At 66.3% G+C, this 17,933-nt stretch carries 19 protein-coding genes; 14 read left to right on the forward strand and 5 right to left on the reverse strand.

What is annotated here, in order from left to right; translation table 11 throughout:
• Window positions 1-3: 3 nt before the first annotated feature.
• Window positions 4-744: a FadR/GntR family transcriptional regulator gene (locus BFD71_RS25360; RefSeq protein WP_069267080.1), complete on the reverse strand. Its 741-nt coding sequence runs from the start codon at window positions 742-744 to the stop codon at window positions 4-6.
• 532 nt (window positions 745-1,276) lie between these two features.
• Between BFD71_RS25360 and BFD71_RS25365 the strand changes: the two genes are divergently transcribed.
• From BFD71_RS25365 to BFD71_RS25400, 8 genes are all read left to right on the forward strand, one after another.
• The gene (locus tag BFD71_RS25365) at window positions 1,277-1,882 is read left to right on the forward strand and encodes a c-type cytochrome (RefSeq protein WP_133184702.1); all 606 of its coding nucleotides are present in this window, start codon (window positions 1,277-1,279) and stop codon (window positions 1,880-1,882) included.
• Window positions 1,883-1,976: 94 nt separating this feature from the next.
• Window positions 1,977-3,260: a c-type cytochrome gene (locus BFD71_RS25370; RefSeq protein ID WP_069267081.1), complete on the forward strand. Its 1,284-nt coding sequence runs from the start codon at window positions 1,977-1,979 to the stop codon at window positions 3,258-3,260.
• A 7-nt stretch (window positions 3,261-3,267) separates the two neighbouring features.
• The gene (locus BFD71_RS25375; RefSeq protein ID WP_028206326.1) at window positions 3,268-3,450 is read left to right on the forward strand and encodes a hypothetical protein; all 183 of its coding nucleotides are present in this window, start codon (window positions 3,268-3,270) and stop codon (window positions 3,448-3,450) included.
• A gap of 28 nt (window positions 3,451-3,478) precedes the next feature.
• The gene (locus BFD71_RS25380) at window positions 3,479-4,054 is read left to right on the forward strand and encodes a cytochrome C oxidase subunit II (protein ID WP_069267176.1); all 576 of its coding nucleotides are present in this window, start codon (window positions 3,479-3,481) and stop codon (window positions 4,052-4,054) included.
• On the forward strand, window positions 4,044-5,669 hold the full coding sequence (locus BFD71_RS25385; protein WP_069267082.1) for a b(o/a)3-type cytochrome-c oxidase subunit 1: 1,626 nt from the start codon (window positions 4,044-4,046) through the stop codon (window positions 5,667-5,669). Before BFD71_RS25380 ends, BFD71_RS25385 begins: the two co-directional genes overlap by 11 nt.
• Window positions 5,666-6,463: a c-type cytochrome gene (locus tag BFD71_RS25390; protein WP_069267083.1), complete on the forward strand. Its 798-nt coding sequence runs from the start codon at window positions 5,666-5,668 to the stop codon at window positions 6,461-6,463. Before BFD71_RS25385 ends, BFD71_RS25390 begins: the two co-directional genes overlap by 4 nt.
• 79 nt (window positions 6,464-6,542) lie before the next feature.
• On the forward strand, window positions 6,543-6,971 hold the full coding sequence (locus tag BFD71_RS25395; RefSeq protein WP_042260258.1) for an OsmC family protein: 429 nt from the start codon (window positions 6,543-6,545) through the stop codon (window positions 6,969-6,971).
• A 9-nt stretch (window positions 6,972-6,980) separates the two neighbouring features.
• Window positions 6,981-7,319, forward strand: coding sequence for a cupin domain-containing protein (locus BFD71_RS25400; RefSeq protein ID WP_069267084.1), 339 nt, complete (start codon window positions 6,981-6,983; stop codon window positions 7,317-7,319).
• Between the two features lie 96 nt (window positions 7,320-7,415).
• Here the strand turns inward: BFD71_RS25400 and BFD71_RS25405 are convergent, their stop codons facing one another.
• On the reverse strand, window positions 7,416-8,849 hold the full coding sequence (locus tag BFD71_RS25405) for a cytochrome-c peroxidase (protein WP_069267085.1): 1,434 nt from the start codon (window positions 8,847-8,849) through the stop codon (window positions 7,416-7,418).
• A 660-nt stretch (window positions 8,850-9,509) separates the two neighbouring features.
• Here BFD71_RS25405 and BFD71_RS25410 point away from each other — a divergent pair.
• Window positions 9,510-9,767 (forward strand): hypothetical protein, encoded by a 258-nt coding sequence (locus BFD71_RS25410; RefSeq protein ID WP_069267086.1) that lies wholly within the window; start codon window positions 9,510-9,512, stop codon window positions 9,765-9,767.
• A 106-nt stretch (window positions 9,768-9,873) separates the two neighbouring features.
• Here BFD71_RS25410 and BFD71_RS25415 read toward each other — a convergent pair whose 3' ends face one another.
• From BFD71_RS25415 to BFD71_RS25425, 3 genes are all read right to left on the reverse strand, one after another.
• The gene (locus BFD71_RS25415; protein WP_083245463.1) at window positions 9,874-11,205 is read right to left on the reverse strand and encodes a multidrug efflux MFS transporter; all 1,332 of its coding nucleotides are present in this window, start codon (window positions 11,203-11,205) and stop codon (window positions 9,874-9,876) included.
• 174 nt (window positions 11,206-11,379) lie between these two features.
• Window positions 11,380-11,784, reverse strand: a complete 405-nt coding sequence (locus tag BFD71_RS25420) for a DUF302 domain-containing protein (protein WP_069267088.1) — start codon at window positions 11,782-11,784, stop codon at window positions 11,380-11,382.
• Window positions 11,785-11,901: 117 nt separating this feature from the next.
• Complete coding sequence (locus BFD71_RS25425) at window positions 11,902-13,332, reverse strand: MFS transporter (protein WP_256094922.1); 1,431 nt, start codon at window positions 13,330-13,332, stop codon at window positions 11,902-11,904.
• A gap of 142 nt (window positions 13,333-13,474) precedes the next feature.
• Between BFD71_RS25425 and BFD71_RS25430 the strand changes: the two genes are divergently transcribed.
• The 5 genes from BFD71_RS25430 to BFD71_RS25450 all read left to right on the forward strand — a co-directional run bounded on the left by BFD71_RS25430 (window position 13,475) and on the right by BFD71_RS25450 (window position 17,919).
• A complete protein-coding gene (locus BFD71_RS25430) occupies window positions 13,475-14,209 on the forward strand; it encodes an ArsR/SmtB family transcription factor (RefSeq protein WP_069267089.1) in 735 nt (244 codons plus the stop codon).
• A gap of 474 nt (window positions 14,210-14,683) precedes the next feature.
• Window positions 14,684-15,535, forward strand: a complete 852-nt coding sequence (locus BFD71_RS25435) for a transporter substrate-binding domain-containing protein (RefSeq protein WP_069267090.1) — start codon at window positions 14,684-14,686, stop codon at window positions 15,533-15,535.
• Window positions 15,536-15,606: 71 nt separating this feature from the next.
• Window positions 15,607-16,338 carry an ABC transporter permease gene (locus BFD71_RS25440; RefSeq protein WP_069267091.1) on the forward strand — a complete coding sequence of 244 codons (732 nt, stop codon included), beginning with the start codon at window positions 15,607-15,609 and terminating at the stop codon, window positions 16,336-16,338.
• A 17-nt stretch (window positions 16,339-16,355) separates the two neighbouring features.
• Window positions 16,356-17,102: an ABC transporter permease gene (locus BFD71_RS25445; protein ID WP_069267092.1), complete on the forward strand. Its 747-nt coding sequence runs from the start codon at window positions 16,356-16,358 to the stop codon at window positions 17,100-17,102.
• Window positions 17,103-17,127: 25 nt separating this feature from the next.
• Entirely contained in the window at window positions 17,128-17,919 is a 792-nt protein-coding gene (locus BFD71_RS25450; protein WP_069267093.1) for an ABC transporter ATP-binding protein, read from the forward strand.
• The last annotated feature ends 14 nt before the right edge of the window (window positions 17,920-17,933 follow it).

Consider the following 17,933-nt stretch of genomic DNA (forward strand, 5'->3'; position numbering starts at 1 on the left):
GCGCTATGCCTTTTCACCCGACTCCGCCGCCGCGCGTCGCAGCCGCTCGCGGCTGCTCGACAGATGCATGCGCATGGCCGCGCGTGCGCCTTCGGGATCGTGACGGGCGATGGCGTCGAAAATGCTCTCGTGCTCGCGGTTCACCAGCTCGGCGTAAGCCTGCGGATCGCGATGCGCGATGCCGGCCGAATCGACGCGACGGCGCGGGATCAACGCCGCGCCCATCTGCGTGAGGATGTCGACGAAATAGCGGTTGCCCGTCGCGCGCGCCACCGAGATGTGGAATTCGAGGTCGGCGCCCGAGCTGTCGCCGCCCGTGCGGATGACGACGTCGAGCGTGTCGAGCGCGCCGCGCATGCCGGCCAGGTCGCGCTCGCTCGCACGCTGGGCGGCAAGGCCCGCGGCCTCCGTTTCGAGACTGATGCGCAGCTCGAGCACGGAAAGCACGTCGTCCAGCGTGCTGGCCGGGACGACGTCGAGATCGAGCGGCTCGCGGCGCGGCTCCAGCACGAAGCTGCCAATGCCGTGACGCGTTTCGATCACCGACATGGCCTGCAGACGCGAGATTGCCTCGCGCACCACCGTGCGGCTCACGCCCAGTTGCGTCATGAGGTTGCTTTCGGTGGGCAATTTGTCGCCGGGCTTGAGTGCGCGCGTGGCGATCTGCTCGCTGATGAAGTTGACGACCTGCTCGGCGAGATTGCGGCTACGCGCGGCGATGGGCGTGGCAAGCGACTCCGCCATGTGGATCTCCTTGGCTCGATATGCGTGCGTCAGTCATGTCATTCCATTATACGTTGTCGGACAACCGCTGGAAAAGCGCGCACACACGCGACCGAGGACATCCTACGACCATACAATGGACTCCACCCGCGCAGGCCCGAAGACCACACGAGATCGCTCCTCAAACGATCCTCATTTTATTTCGCATTCCGATGCAATTCGCGCCACGATAATCTGTAGCAAGACGCGCCTGTCGTTGTGTTAGCAAACATATGCCGATGCAATAATCCGGCAGATTTATTTGCACATCCTGGCTGCACAAGTCGGCGTTCTCCGATAATCTCCTCGAAAAGGTGCGCGCCCGGCCGTCTTGCACAATGAAAATCCCCCACGGACGACGCCTCAACTGATATCGAATCGCAACGCGTTTGTGTCGTTACCATCCGCAACGAGGGAATCATTGAGAACCCGCATCGTCCTGATCATCCTTGCGCTCGCGCTGCCGTGGGCGCCGCTCCTCGCGGCGCCCCCCGCCGAGCCCGCGCCTGACACGATGCAAGCCCGCGTGATGGGTTGCGCGGCCTGTCACGGCGCACACGGCGAAGGCACCGACAACGACTACTTCCCGCGTCTCGCGGGCAAGCCAGCGGGGTATCTGTTCAACCAGCTCGTCGCCTTCCGCGACGGCGGCCGCAGCTACCCGCCCATGAACTATCTGCTGGCATATCTGCCCGACGCCTACCTCAAGCAGATCGCGGAATTCTTCTCGCAGCAGCACCCGCCCTATCCGCCGCCCGCCAAACCCACGGTCGACGCGGCCACGCTCGCCCTCGGTAAAACGCTCGTCATGAACGGCGACAGCAAGCGCAACGTGCCCGCCTGCGCAGGCTGCCACGGCGCCTCGCTCACTGGCATGCAGCCGGCCATTCCGGGCCTCGTGGGCCTGCATGCGAACTACATCAGCGCGCAGCTCGGCGCGTTCCGCTACGGTACGCGCCGGGCTGCCGCGCCCGACTGCATGCACGACATCGCCACCCGTCTCGCCGACCGCGACATCACCGCGATCGCGGCCTGGCTCTCGTCGCAACCCGCGCCCGCCGATACGACGCCGGCGGCGGCCTCGCCGCTGCCGCTCGCGTGCGGTAGCGTCCATAACTAGCCGGGGCCTCGACGTGCGCAGACTTCGATCCCTTCTCCCGTCATCGCCCAGGCCACTCGCGACGCGCCTCTCGCTCGCGGCCGCCACGCTCTGCATGGGCGCCGCGGTCGCGCTCGCGCAAACGGCCGCGCCCAGCGCGAACGCAGCGGACGCGGCGAGAGCCGCCGCAGCGGCAGCGACGGCCAACGCGAAGCCCGTCGCGAGCAACGCCGAACTGATCGCGCGCGGCGAATACCTCGCGCGCGCCGGCGACTGCATTGCGTGCCACACGGTGCCTTCCGAGCAGATGTTCGGCGGCGGGCGCCCGATGGAAACGCCGTTCGGCACGCTCTACACGCCGAACATCTCGTCGGACAAGACCTTCGGCATCGGCTCGTGGACCGCCGACGAGTTCTACCGCATGCTGCACGAGGGCAAGTCGCGCGACGGCACGCTGCTCTATCCGGCCATGCCGTTCGCGTCGTACACCAAGGTCACGCGCGCGGACTCGGACGCGATATTCGCGTACCTGCTTTCCACGCAGCCCGTGCACAAGGAAAACCGCCCGCACGACCTGCGCTTCCCGTATAACAAGCGCGCGCTGCTGCTCGGCTGGCGCACGCTGTTCTTCCGCCAGGGCGAGTTCAAGCCCGACCCGACCCAGTCTGCCGAATGGAATCGCGGCGCCTATCTCGTGGAAGGTCTCGGCCACTGCACGATGTGCCATACGGCCATCAACGCGCTGGGCGGCAACTCGCCCTCGAAGGCATTCGAGGGCGGTCTGATTCCGGTGCAGAACTGGTACGCGCCTTCGCTCACCTCGAACAAGGAGGCGGGGCTTGGCGACTGGAGCATCGAGGACATCGTCGATCTGCTGCACGCGGGCGTGTCGAAGCGCGGCGCCGTGTACGGCCCGATGGCCGAAGTGGTCTACGACAGCTTCCAGTACCTCACCGAAGACGACGTGCGCGCCGTGGCCGTGTATCTGAAGTCGTTGCCGGGCCGCAACAACGAAGTCGACAAGTCGCCCAAGAGCACGTTCGTGACGGAGGAAGCCCAGCGCCTCGTGCCGCTCGGCAGGAAGATCTACGAGTCGCAGTGCGCGGTCTGCCACGCCACCGAAGGCCAGGGCAAGCCGCCGCATTTCCCGCCGCTCGCCGACAACCAGTCGATCCAGATGAACTCGGCCGTGAACCCCATCCGCATGGTGCTCAACGGCGGCTACGCGCCGGGCACGCGCAAGAACCCGATGCCCTACGGCATGCCGCCGTTCGCGCAGTCGCTCTCCGATGAAGAAGTGGCGGCCGTGGTCACCTATATCCGCACGGCGTGGGGCAATCACGGCACGCCGGTTTCCGAACACGAAGTGAACGCGCTGCGTTCCGCGCCGCTTTTCTGAGGCTGCGATGATCGAAACTCCCGTACCCGAACAACCGGGCGAGCGCCCGCAACACGAACAGGTCGACGAGATCGTAGCCAGCGGCCCGGGCGGCGCGCTCGCGGTAGCGGGCATCGCCACGGCGATCGTCGCCGCGCTCTGGTTCATCTTCTACTTCGTCGTGTTCCTGCCGCGCGGCGTCATCCAATAGATCAGACAGACAAGAAAAGGCCGGCCTCATGTCGAATCCGCTCGATAACCATGCCAGTGCCGAAGTCGCCGCGCGCGTCGAGCGCCGCTGGGCGACGCTCATGGTGGCGTTCGTCTGCCTGCTCGTGGCCATGGTGGTGTTCACCGGCCTGCACTGGGCCATGATGCCGCCCTCGCGCGTGGAGCTCGTCAATACGCAAACGCTGCACGTGTCCGGCGAATTCGTCGAATCGAACCTCGGCAGCGCCGTGGAAACCGACGGCTCCGTGACGGTGCGCATTCTCGCGCAGCAATATTCGTTCACGCCGCAGTGCATTCTCGTCCCGGCGAACACGCCCATTACGTTCCGCGCGACGAGCGCCGATGTCGTGCACGGCTTCCTCGTCACGGACACCAACCTGAACTCGATGGTCGAGCCGGGCTACATCTCGACGTTCCGCACGACTTTCGACAAACCCTCCGACCATCTCATGCCGTGCCACGAATACTGCGGCACGGGCCACCAGGGCATGTGGGCCCACGTGAAGGTCATCGACCGCGATGCCTTCATGCAGATGGCGAATCAGACAGGCAATTCCGCGCGGAGACTCAGCTGTGTTAAATAACAAGCGACTCGTACTCGCCCACTTCTGGCTCGCGTTCATCGTCTTCGGCGTGGCGCTGCTGCTCGGCGCGTGGCAGATGTTCGTGCGCAGCCCGCTGCATCCGTGGCTCAACGACCCCGAGCTGTACTACCGCTCGGTCACGGAGCACGGCACCGTGATGGGTTATGTGTTTCCCACGCTCATCGCGATGGGCTTCGGCTACGCGGTCAGCGAACTGGCGCTCAAGCGCCCGCTCGTGGGCGTGAAGTGGGCCTGGCTTGGCTTCATCCTGCTCGCGCTCGGCGCCGTCACGGCCTCGGTGCCCGTGGCGCTCGGCCTCGCCTCCGTGCTCTACACGTTCTACCCGCCGATGATCGGCAACGTGTTCTATTACCTGGGCGTCGTGCTCGTCGTGGTGGGTTCGTGGGTCTGGGTCGCGCTGATGGGCATCAACACCGCGAAATGGAAACGCGAGAATCCCGGCAAACCGCTGCCGCTCGCCATGTTCGCGACCACGGCGGGCGCGTATCTGTGGGGCTGGACCGCGGTGGGCGCCGCCATCGAAGTGCTGTTCCAGATCCTGCCCGTGGCCTTCGGCTGGCGCAATACGATCGACGCGGGCCTCGCGCGCGTGTTCTTCTCCTGGACCCTGCACGCCATCGTCTACTTCTGGCTCGTGCCCGCCTATATCGCCTACTACACGATCGTCCCGCGCGCGATCGGCGGCCGGCTCTACAGCGATGTGATGGCGCGCATCTCGTTCATCCTGTTTCTCGTGGTGGCCATGCCCATCGGGATTCACCACCTGTTCACCGATCCGCAGGTGGGCTCGGGCTTCAAGTTCGTGCAGTCGGTGTTCACGGCGCTCGTCTCGGTGCCCACGCTTCTCACCGTGTTCACGATCTGCGCGTCGGTCGAAATCGCCGGGCGGCTGCGCGGCGGCAAGGGGCCGTTCGGCTGGATCGCGAAGCTGCCGTGGAAGAACCCGCAAATGCTGGCCGTGGCGTTCTCGTTCGTCATGCTCGGGTTTGGCGGCGCGGGCGGCCTCATCAACATGAGCTACCAGCTCGACCAGCCCGTACACAACACGCAGTGGATCACGGGCCACTTTCACCTGATCTATGGCGGCGCGATCGTCATCATGTATTTCGCCATCGCCTACGACCTGTGGCCGCAGATCACGGGCCGCGCGCTCAACAACTGGCGCCTCATGCGCTGGCAGCTGTGGCTGTGGTTCATCGGCATGATCGTGACGACCTTCCCGTGGCACCTGGTCGGCCTCATGGGCATGCCGCGGCGCATGGCCTATTACGACTACAGCGACCCGGCGCTCGCGGGCCAGGGCGCGCTCGTGGTGCTCTCGGCCATTGGCGGCCTGATCCTCGTGACCTCGGCGGTGCTGTTCTTCCTCGTGCTGCTGCAGGGGCATCGCAGCGAGGCCGCCGCGCCCGAGGAATATCGCTTCAGCAAGCCGGTGCACGAGTCGGCCACGCTGCCGGTGGCGCTCAATAGCTTCGGGCTGTGGGTCGTGCTGATGGTCGCCCTCACGATCACCAACTATGGCTACCCGATCGCGCAACTGCTGGCAACGCCCGAATCGGCCGTGCCCGCGATCCCGATTGGAGCACAGCGATGAGCGACGAACGCCTGTTCTCGTTTCGCAATGTGTGGTTTCGCGCGGGCGTGGGCACGGCGATCGTCGTGTTCGTCGTCTCCGTGCTGATCGGCTTCATCTGGCTGCCTTCCGCCAAGAGCGCCCCGTATTTTCAGGGCATCTGGACGGCGATCTGCAGCGCGGCCGGCGTGCCGCGCGACTGGCACCCGGTCGGATCGGCGGTGCCGCCGGGCTACCAGCTAAGCCAGGTCGAACTCACGCCGCACATGCTCGATGGCGCGACGACGCTCTCGGTTGGCCGCGGCGCGACGCTCGCCCTGCGCTGCACGATGTGCCATGGCCCGCGCGGCATCAGCATGGCCAATTCGCCGAATCTGGCGGGCCAGTTCGCCATCGTGGTCTTCAAGGAGCTGCACGACTTCCAGACGGGCGCCCGCCAGAACGCGGTGATGTCGCCCATGGCGCGCGATCTGTCCGACCAGGACATGCGCGACCTCGCCGCCTATTACGCCTCGCTGCAGCCGATCGCGCACCTGCATGGCGGCGCGCCCGCCATCGTGGCGCACGGCGCACCACTGCGCAATATTCCCGCATGCGCGTCCTGCCATGGCGGCGTGGACAGCAAGATCGGCAGCCCGTGGCTCGACGGCCTCCCGGCCGCGTACACGAAGGCGCAGTTGCTCGCGTTCGCGAACGGTACGCGCCATAACGACATCTCCGAACAGATGCGCAACATCGCGCGCAACATGACGCCCGAGGAAATCGACGCGGCCGCCGCCTGGTACGCGGGCGAATGGCAGCCGAAGCAACCCTGAACCCAACCCTGCAGGACTTGCGGCGGTACGCAAATTGCGCGCCCTGCACGTCCTTCACCCAACCTCGCGGAGCGACATCATGCAAAAGACGGCATCGGCAAAATGGCACGGCGGCATCAAGGACGGACAGGGCACGATCTCGACGCAAACCGGCGTGCTCAAGGAAGCGCCTTATGGTTTCGCCTCGCGCTTCGAAGGCGGTCCCGGCACCAATCCCGAGGAGCTGATCGGCGCGGCGCACGCGGGCTGCTTCACCATGGCGTTCTCGCTCTTTCTCACCCAGGCGGGCTTCACGGCCGAGAGCATCGAGACGAAATCGACCGTTACGCTCGACAAGGTGGGCGAAGGCTTCGCCATCACGAGCTGCCAGCTCGACATGACGGCAAAGATTCCCGGCATCGATCAAGCGAAGTTCGACGAGCTTTCGAAGGGCGCCAAGGAGAACTGCCCGGTGTCGAAGCTCTTCGCCAACAACGCGAAGATCACGCTCAACGCGAAGCTCGTTTGAGGGGCTGTCATGGCCATCCCCCATGCCGCGCCGGGTGAGGTCTTCGACGTGCGACCGCTAGGCGGCGCGCTCAAGAATGCGAAGTCGACCACCCTGATCCGCGCGCAGCAACTCGAAGTCATGCGCATCGTGCTGCCCGCAGGCAAGCGCCTGCCCGAGCACAGCGTGCCCGGCGAGATCACGGTGCAGTGCGTGGAAGGCGTGATCCGCTTCTTCGTGAACGGCGACCCGCGCACCATGCACGCCGGCGACATGCTGCTGCTCGGCGGCGGCGAAACGCATGCGCTGGAAGCGCTCGACGACGCCTCCGTGATCGTCACGATTCATCTTGCCCATGGGGACAAGTAAGGGCTAGTGCGGCATCCGCAACAAAGAAAGGGGCGTGTCCTGGCAAATGCCGGACACGCCCCTTTTAGTTTGCGAGGACGGGTTGCCCCGCCCCGCTCATTGCTTCGATGGCACCGGATCGTCGTTGAGCGTCTTGAGGAACGCGATGATGTCCTGAATGTCGCCTGGCGTCATCGCGGGCTTGTCGCCGAACTTGCGGTCGAACGGCGCATCGGTCACGTCCACGTTCTTCCGGAACTGCGGCGGAATATCGTCGTACTTGTCGATCTTGCCGTCGGGGCCGTGCGGATAGAACTTGCCCGGGTCCGTATTGCGATCATTGTAGAACGCCATCACGTCGTCGAGGTTGTGGTACGCGCCGTTATGGAAAAACACCGTGCGCGTGGCCGAATTGCGAAGCGTCGGCGTGAGGAACATGCCGCAGTACTGCGTCTGGTCCTTGAAGTCCGAGCGGAACGGGCCGCACACGCCCAGATCGAAGAAGTGCGGGTCCTTGTTCTGCGCGAGCTTGTTGTTGCGCGGCACACCCAGCGCCTCGTACTGGTAGTCCGTGAACATGGGCGGCAGGCCGTCCTTGCCGGGCTTCGAGAGGTGGCAGCCCGCGCAGTTCGCCTTGTTCGGGTCGTTGAAGAGACGCAGGCCGCGCAGCTCCGCTTGCGAGAGGCGCGCGTGGCCTTCGAGCCAGCGATCGTATTTGCTGTTATACGGGTGGAACGACTGATCTTCGACCTGGTAGCGCGAGATTGCGAACATCGCCTCCGCCACGGCCAGCTTCGGGTCGCTGAAGATCCGGTCGCCGAACAGTTCCGTGAAGTGCTTCGCGTACGGCGCCTTCTCGAGCTTCGTCGCCACCTGTTCGATGCTCGTGTCCGCCATTTCCACAGGATTGAGCAGCGGGCCATACGCCTGCTGCTGCAGCGTGTCGGCGCGGCCGTCCCAGAACAGGCCGCCCTGCGGCACCATCTCCAAGGAGGTCGATGCGCCGCCCGCCACCTTCTGCGACTTCACGACGTCGGCGGCGGCGCTGGCCTGCTGGACGACCGTCGGCGCGTCATCGGCTTCACCCTGGTCCGGACCGATGCTGAAGTTCGGTTGGCGGTACAGATACATGAGCGAAGGCGGCGGGCGATAACCCTGCTGGTTCATCGCGAGGCCGCCCATCTGCACGTCGTGCCCATTGGGAGGACCGTAGGAACGATCGGGGCTATGGCACGAAGCACAGGACTGCTGACCGGAGCCCGAGAGCGCCGGATCGAAAAAGAGCTGCTTGCCGAGCTGCGCCATCGCCGAAAGCGGTGCGACTGGCGGGCGCTGCAGCACGACCGGGTGCGGATTCGCGCCCGTCAGGTTCTCGACGACCTCGCCCACGGCTTCGGGCACGTTGGCCGGAAACGCCACGGCGTAGGCGCAGAAACCCAATGCGCCGACCGCGATCACGGCAGCGGCGGCGCGCAGGACGACCCGCGTGGGGCTCGCCGCGCTGCGCGGTTTGGGTGAAGACGGTGTCGGCGAAGTGGAAAGCTCGGACATGATTCGATCTAGCTTTGCGAAATACCACGAAAAGGAAAAGCCGAACGCCGCGGAGTTCAACTGCGTGCCCAGCGTAGAGTCCCTCAGACGCGGCGCGCATCAGTGCGCCCTGGCGCCGCGCCGTACAGGCGGCGCCCATCCATCCTGCGAACGGGCGCCAATGCGCCTCTCACATCAGAGCGAGCGCATTACAGCATCGCAAGATGACTACACGGCGACCGTTTAATTTCCGAATACTTTCAGTTATTTTCAAAACCGAAAGAATCGCTGGAGGGGCGGTGTGTGCGGGGTTCTGGATTCGGCCCTGGATTCGCTCCGCGCGCGGGGCCGGGATTGAGCCGATTGCACTCCGTGCGGCGCGAGCTATAACTGAAAGCACAGTGCGGATGTTCTCTGCGCCCGCGCGCCCCTTCTTCTTGCGCCGCGCCGCGCTGTGCCGCCCCCGAATGCGTGGGCGCGCTTCTTTCGTGAGCAGTGAGCTAAGACGTTCGGCAGCCGTGCGCTGCGCGCAGGCATCCCGACTTTCCAGATGAGTGTGCGGCTTCAGGCTTTGCCTCTCGCTCGCGCGCACCTTCGCCGCGGATTCATTCCGCCGTTATCCCGCAGTGACGTCGTCATTGCCGCGAAGGCGCACTCACGAACTCGAGAAAGGAGGTTGATATGACATTACGCCTGGCATTGATCGCCACATGCGTGGCGGCCGTGGCAGCCGTTGCGCCCGGCACGGCGCGCGCGAAGGACGAACCCGTTTCGCAGGAACGCGCGCATCAGACGATGACCGACGACGCCGATGCTTCGGCTCAGGCCAGCACCGACATGTCGTATGGCGGCACGCCCGATACGCATAGCGCCTCGGGCCATCGCACCGGCAAGATGTGCTGGCCGCGTCCCGATTGCGACGTGTTTTTTGGTCACTGAAGCGCGCCCGCTGAACGAGCGCCGATGAACCCGAGGCGGCGGCGCGCAAGATCCGCCGCCCTCGCCTCTCACACTTCGAATGCCTGCGCGCGGCATCGCCGCCGCGTTACGCGCGCCGGGCGAAACCCACCGCGCGCCACGTAAACAGCGCGCCCGCCAGCATCAGCAGGCTCGTGCCGAGGAACACGGCGCGCATGCCAAGATGCCCGCCGACGAAGCCGCCGATCAGCGGCCCGAGCACCTGCCCCGCGAATTGCGCCGACACCGAATAGCCGAGCACGCTACCCGCGGCATGGTCCGGCGCGTTGTGGCGAATGACGGTCGCGATGCACGGCAGCAGCGCCGCGAGCGACACGCCCATGAGAAAACGCAGCACGACGAGTTGCCAGCCCGCCGTGACGAACGCCTGCGGCACGAGCAGCAATGCCGAGGCCGCCAAGGCCGCGACGATCACTTTCGCGTGCCCCACACGGTCCGCCACGCGCCCGAGTCGCGAAGCCGCGACGATGCTGCCGAGCGCCGCCGCCGACATCGCGAGGCCCGCGACGAACGTCACGCGCGCGGGGTCGTGCACGAGCGTCGCCACGTACACGGTGATGATGGGTTCGATCGACATGTTGGCGAGCATCAGCAGCATGCCGGTCACGAGCATGGCGACGATCGGGCGCTTGTCGGGCAGCGCCGACCAGCCGCCCTTCTGCGCCGCATGCGCTACGCGTGCGGGGCGCGGCGCTTCCTTCACGAACACGCAGGTCGCGATGAAGGCCGCGAAGATCGTTGCGCCGGCCACCCAGAACGTGGCGCGCAGGCCGATGAGCGGCGGCAGCGTGCCGCCCACGAGCGGCCCGATCAGATTGCCGGCCATGACGCCCGACGACAGCACGCCGAGCGCCCACGCCGAACGGTGACGCGGCGTTTGCGTGGCGACGAGGATGGTCGAACCCGACGAATAGCCGCCGGCGAAACCCGCGAGCAAACGCAGCGCCACGAGCTGCCAGATATTGCGCGACATGCCGATGAGCGACATCGTGACCGCCATGCCGAGGCTCGCGCGCACCAGCATGGGCTTGCGGCCGTAGCGGTCGCCGAGGCGTCCCCACAGGGGAGCGACGAGCGCGGCCGTGAAGAACGTCGCGCTGTACGCGATGCCCGACCACTGCACGATCGCCGCGTGGCCGTGCACGCCCAGTTCTTCCACGTAGAGCGGCAGGAACGGCAGCATCAGCGTCATGGCGACGAGCGTCGTGAACGAGCCCACCACGCAGACCGCGAGATTGCGCCGCCAGTGTTGCTCGACATCGGCATCGTGCGGGTTTCGGGGGAGTCGCTGCGTGGCGGCAGCCGCAGGCGATGCCGTGAGTGGGGAAGCGGGAGTCGAGTCGGACGCCCCGGCGCGATCGCGTGGCGGATCGTCGGGGTCTTCTGCGCGGGAGGTCATCGGCGGATCGAGGCAGCGGCGGGCTACGCGTTCGCCCGCTTGCCGGGCGAAGTCGCAAGGCACCTACGTTAAGCGAAGCGCGCCGCGGCTGTCAATTTTTTAAGCGCCTGCCGAAGATGGGGGCGCCGGCGCCGGCCCAAGGGACTGGCGTGAGGCGCGCAGTTCGTTTGCCGCTTATTGCACGGCGGTCTGCAGCAGCCCCACCACGCGCTGCAGCGGCACGAGCACTTCGGCGTCGATGCCGTAGAGCGGGCCGAGCGTCTGCGAGACGTCGCGATAGTCGAGCCGCGTGTGCCCCTCGTTGTCTTCCCAGATCACCATGCGCAGCGGCAACTCCACCGCCGCGTGCGGGTTGGCCGCCATGACGGGCGTACCCGCCTTCGGATTGCCGAACAGGATGAGGCGCGTGCGGCGCAGGCTGAGCCCGGCGGTCTCGGCGGCTTCGCGCTGGTCGACGTCGGCGAAGATATCCGCACCCGCCTTGGCCAGCGCGGTCTTCAGGCGCGCGATCGTCGTGTCGAAGTCGTGGACGCTCTTGAGCGCCAGCACGGATGAGGGATGTTGCCCGTATTCGGCCATGACAAACTCCTCCTATGGCGCACGGTCTGCGCGAATGCGCGATGCATGCAACGGCACTTTATCCCAGAATCCGCAGCGGATGATCCAGGGCGCGCGGGTGAGGCGTCAGGCGCAAGGCTACCCGCCACGCGCCTTCTTCGCGCCATGCGACCGGGCGCCGTGCGCCGCCTGGTGCGACCACGCACGCCACCACACCCACGCCGCGCCTGCCGAAAGCACGGCGGCGATCAGCAGATTCACGCGCATGCCCGCGCCGATCGACGCGCGCCCCGCGATCATGGCGCCCGCCACGGCCACGCCGAGCGCCGCACCGGTCTGCCGGGCGGCGTTGAGTACGCCAGCGGCGATGCCCGCGCGGCCCTGATCGACCGTCGCCATGAGCGCCGCCGTGGCCGCGGGCGTGATCAGGCTCGCGGCGAAACCGATGGCCGGCAGCGGCAAGGCCAGCAAGTCGTAGCGCGCCGTCGTGCCGCAAACCGCCTGGCCGAGATAGCCCGCCGCCGCGAGCAGGCAAGCGAGCGCGACGAGCGCACGCGGCCCGAGCCACACCACGGCGCGCCGCGACAGCAGACTGCCGAGCGGCACCACCACGGTGAGCGGCAGGAAGGCGAGGCCCGCGCGCAACGGCGCGTAGCCGCGCTCCTGCTGGAGATACAAACTGAGTCCGAATAGCAGACCGTAAAACGTGAACGCCGAAATCATCGAGAGCAGCACGGCCGCGCTGAACACGCTCTCGCGGAAGAAGCCGAGCGGCAGCATCGGCTGCGCGCGGTGCTTTTCGAGCACGACGAAGGCGATCGCCGCTCCGCACGCCAGCACGAGACCGCCCGCAACGACCGGGGCACGCCAGCCGTGCGCAGGCGCCTCGATGATGGCGGCATTGAGCAGCGCCAGTGCAGCGATGGCCGCCGCCTGGCCCGCGAGATCGAGCCGGCGCGGCGCGCCCGGACGCGGCTGCGGCGCCACGCGCGCGGCCATGACGATGCCCGCGACGCACACCGGCACGTTGAGCAGAAAGATGCTGCGCCAGCCGACGAACCCGATCAGCACGCCGCCCAGCAACGGACCCGCCGCCATCGCGACGCCGCCCAGCCCGGCCCACACCCCGAAGGCGGCGGCACGCTCGCGCGCGTTGGTGCATGCGCCGTTGATGAGCGCCATCGATGCAGGCACGAGCAGTGCCGCCCCCATGCCCTGCAGCACGCGTCCGAGCGTGAGCAGCGCGAGGCTCGGCGCGGCGCCGCACCACGCCGAAGCCGCCGTGAAGATCGCGAGCCCGGCCATGTAGACGTGGCGCGCGCCGAGCCGGTCGCCGAGCGTGCCGCCCGAAAGCAGCAGGCTCGCGAACGCGAGCGTATAGGCGTTCACGACCCATTGCAGGCCGGCCACGCCGCCCGCCAGGCTCGCACCGATGCGCTCGAGCGCGACATTGACGATCGAGGTGTCGAGGATCACCACGACATAACTGATGCTCGTGGCCCAGAGCACCCGGCGTTGCTGTTCCCGGCTGTGCGTCTCTTGAGTCCGGTGCGTCTCGTGCATTTGCATAGGCTCTCCCGCTACGCCGGCGCGCGTTGGGCGCCGGTCACGAGCCCAGTATCGGACGCGCGGCAGTGGCGATGCTTCGATGCGTATCGAAACATGCGATCCTGCTCGCGCGTTACGCTATGCGTATGTTTTGGAGAAACGCATGAATGGCACGAACACGCACCCGAGGGTGTCGGCCACGGCCTTCCTGATCGCCGACCCCGCGCGCGCCGCGATGCTGATGGCGCTCGCCGATGGCCGCGCGCTGCCCGCCGGCGAACTGGCTTACGCGGCCGGCGTGACCGCGCAAACGGCGAGCAGCCATCTGGCGAAGCTGCTCGACGGCGGGCTGCTGGCCGTGGAAAAGGAAGGCCGCCACCGCTACTACCGGCTCGCGGACGCCCAGGTCGCCACCTTGCTCGAAAACCTCGCGGCGGTCGGCGCGCGCGCGCCGGTGCGCCGCAAGCCGCTTGGTCGCGAAGCGCGGGACCTGCGCTTCGCGCGCTGCTGCTACGACCATCTCGCGGGCCAGGTCGGCGTGGCGATCACAGAGCGCCTCACCGATGCGGGGCTCATCACGGCGCAAGCGGACAAACGCTTCGCGGTGACGCCCGCGGGGCAGACATGGTTCGGCGAACTCGGGCTCGACGTCGCCGCGCTCAAGCCGGGGCGTCACGGCATTGCGCGCCAATGCCTCGACTGGACCGAGCGCCAGCATCATCTGGCCGGGCCGCTCGGCGTGGCCTTTCTCACGCTGCTGTGCGAACGCGGCTGGATGCGGCGTACGCGTGCGTCGCGCGCGGTGCAGATCACGCCGCGCGGCTGGGCCGATCTACGCGAGCGGCTGGGCCTGACGCCCGACCTGCTGGCCGCCCACGCCGATGATTCGAACGACTAACGACTTGCGCCTCGTCACGCGACGAGAAACCGCTGCGCGAGCCGCACCCAGCACGTCGCGCCGAGCGGCAGCACCTGGTCGTTGAAGTCGTAGCCGGGGTTGTGCACCATGCAGCCGCCGAACTCCCGGGCAGGTCTCACTTTTGAAAGAAGTCACAAATTTTCATCTTGATAACCGGATGGAATCGCAGTGACGCGCAACGGCCATCGAACGATCGCAGCGCCCTCGACATGACTAGACAATTAAGGAGGTATTCCAATGACCGCAACAGCCCATGTCGCAACGACGACTCGACTTGCCACAAGCGCGAATTCATCGAAAGTCCACGCCCGTTCACAGGGTTTTCCATGAGTCGGGATTTATGAAATTCTCTTGCGCTCAAATTCTTTTCTCTCCATGCTTGTCTATGCAAGTCGCACGAACGAATGAACGTCCCCACGGGTCCACGGTACCCACCGACACAGGAGCATGGTCATGCAGGCGAAGTACACCCGGCTAGCAAAAGCGCTGATTGGCGCAGCACTCGGCGTCACGCTGCTTGGAAGCGGCAGTGCCGGCGCGAAGGAATGGAAAAGCGTGACGATCGCGCTCGACGGCAGCTATGCGCCCTGGAACCTGACATTGCCGGGCGGCAAGCTTGGCGGCTTCGAACCCGAACTCGTCGAAAACCTGTGCGCGCGTGCACAAATCCAGTGCAAGCTCGTCGCCCAGGACTGGGACGGCATGATTCCGGGCCTGCAGGCGGGCAAGTTCGATGTCCTGATGGATGCGATCTCGATCACGCCGGATCGCGAGAAAATCATTGCATTCTCGAAGCCCTATGCGGCCACCCCGGCCACCTTCGCCGTCTCCGATCCGAAGATCCTGCCCAAGGGCGGCCCGAACACGACGCCTCTGAAGCTCGACGTCGACTCGCGCAGCAACGCGCCCGCCATCGAGTCGATGCGCAAGGCGCTGAAGGGCAAGACGATCGGCATCCAGTCGGGCACGGTGTACACCGGCTTCATCAACGCCAACTTCAAGGACGTCGCGTCAGTGCGCGTGTACAAGACCGCGCCCGAACGTGATCTCGATCTCACGAACGGCCGCATCGACGCCACGTTCGACGACGTGACCTACTACACCGCCAACGCCGACAAGTCGCCCGTGGTGATCGCCGGCACGATGATTGCCGGTCCGATCTGGGGACCGGGCGAAGGTCTCGCCTTCCGCAAACAGGACGCCGACCTGAAGGCGAAGTTCGACAGCGCGATCACGGCGGCACTCGCCGACGGCACCGTGAAGAAGCTCGCACTGAAGTGGTTCAAGACCGACGTGACGCCGTAAGCATCGCACCCTGGCGGCGCGCGCCGCGCCTGACGCGCGCCTTCGCTTCCCGACCCGCCTGGATCCCTGCCATGTCTCTGTTATCGCTATTCAACACACTCGGCCTCGGTCCGGACGGCTGGGGCAGCGTTCTGCTCCTCGGCGCGTTGATGACCGTCGTGCTCACGCTTGCCGCATTGGCAATCGGCGCCGTGTTCGGTGCGCTCATTGCCGCGGCAAAACTCTCGCGCTTGCGCGTGCTGCGCGTTTTCGGCGACTTCTACACGACCGTCTTTCGCGGCGTGCCCGAACTGCTCGTCATCTATCTGTTTTACTTCGGCGGCTCTTCCCTGGTCACCACCGTCGGTCAGTGGTTCGGCGCCGACGGATTCGTCGGCGTGCCGCCCTTCGCCGTCGGCGCGTTCGCGGTCGGCATGATTTCGGGCGCTTATCAGGCCGAGGTCTATCGCGCAGCCGTGCTCGCCGTTGCACGCGGCGAACTCGAAGCCGCTCGCGCGATAGGCATGCCGACGCTCACGCTGTTTCGCCGGATCCTGATCCCGCAGGTGCTGCGCTACGCGTTGCCCGGCATCGGCAACGTCTGGCAACTGAGCCTCAAGGACTCCGCGCTGATTTCGGTCACCGGGCTCGCCGAGTTGCTGCGGGCGAGCCAGATCGCAGCGGGCTCGACGCACCAGTACTTCCTCTTCTTCGTCGTCGGCGGTCTGCTCTATCTCGCCATGACGGGTGTGTCGAACCGTGTCTTCGGTCGCGCCGAAGCGGTCGTCGGCCGCTCGTTCAAGCGCAATTTCGCGCGCAACTGATCGGGGAGCGCACACTCATGCATATCGATTTCGCGTTCCTGCTCGACACGATGCGTCAGCTCATCGGCGCCGTGCCGACGACGCTCGGCCTTTTCTTCGTGTCGCTCGTGCTGGGCGGCTTGCTCTCGCTCGTGATCGTCACGATGCGCGTCTCGCCGCACTGGCTGCCGAACCGTTTTGCGCGCGCCTACATTCTCGTATTTCGCGGCTCGCCGCTGCTGATCCAGATGTTCCTCGTCTATTACGGCCTCGGGCAGTTCGGCGTGATTCGCGAAAGCTTTCTGTGGCCCGTGTTGCGCGAACCCTATGTCTGCGCGGTCCTGTCGCTCGCGTTGTGCACGGCGGGATACACGGCCGAGATCATCCGCGGCGGCCTCATGGCGGTGCCCGTCGGGCAGATCGAAGCCGGCTACTCGATCGGCCTTTCCGGCTTCGCCCTGCTGCGCCGCGTGATCGGCCCGATCGCGCTGCGTCAGTGCCTGCCCGCGTATTCGACCGAAGCCGTGCTGCTCGTCAAGTCGACGGCGCTGGCTAGCCTTGTCACCGTTTGGGAAGTGACGGGGGTCGCGCAGCAGATCATTCAGCAGACCTATCGCACCACCGAGGTATTCACGTGCGCCGCGCTGATCTACCTGTTCCTGAACTTCGTGGTCGTGCGCGTGATCGGCTTCGTCGAGCAACGGCTGTCGCGCCACCTGCGCGCGGCGCCGCCCGCCCCGCGCAAACCCGCCGCGCCGCTCGAAGCCACGCGCGCCGCGTCGTGACCCGCCGCCCTACCTGGAGAGATTGATGAATACGTCAGCACCCATTGCGCTGTCGGTGCGCAACATCCACAAGTCGTTCGGTGACCATCACGTGCTCAAGGGCATTTCGCTCGACGCGCACGAGGGCGACGTCATTTCGATTCTCGGCGCGAGCGGTTCGGGCAAGAGCACGTTCCTGCGCTGCCTGAATCTGCTGGAGACGCCGGACGACGGCTCGGTCGCGCTCGCGGGCGAGGAACTCAAGATGAAGCGCCGCAGCGACGGCAAGCTGCAACCGGGCGACCGCCGTCAGGTCGACCGCGTGCGCTCGCAACTCGGCATGGTGTTTCAGAACTTCAACTTGTGGTCGCACATGACCGTGCTGGAGAACCTGATCGAAGGCCCCATGCGCGTGCTCAAGCGCAGCCGCGCCGAGGCGGTCGAAGAAGCCGAGGCGCTGCTCGCCAAGGTCGGCCTTGCCGACAAGCGCGGCCACTACCCCGCACACCTGTCGGGCGGCCAGCAGCAGCGCGTGGCGATTGCACGCGCGCTCGCGATGCATCCGAAGGTGATGCTGTTCGACGAGCCGACCTCGGCGCTCGACCCCGAGCTGGTCGGCGAAGTGCTGCGCGTGATGCGCACGCTCGCCGACGAAGGCCGCACGATGCTCGTCGTCACGCACGAGATGGGCTTCGCACGCCACGTTTCGAATCGCGTGATGTTCCTGCACCAGGGCCAGGTGGATTCGGATGGCACGCCAGACGAGGTATTCGGCGAACTGAAGTCGGACCGCTTCCGCCAGTTCGTGTCGAGCCACCAGGATCGCAACGCTCACTAAACCCGCACCACGCA

This window comes from Paraburkholderia nodosa (assembly GCF_001718195.1).
GTDB classification, from domain to species: domain Bacteria; phylum Pseudomonadota; class Gammaproteobacteria; order Burkholderiales; family Burkholderiaceae; genus Paraburkholderia; species Paraburkholderia nodosa_A.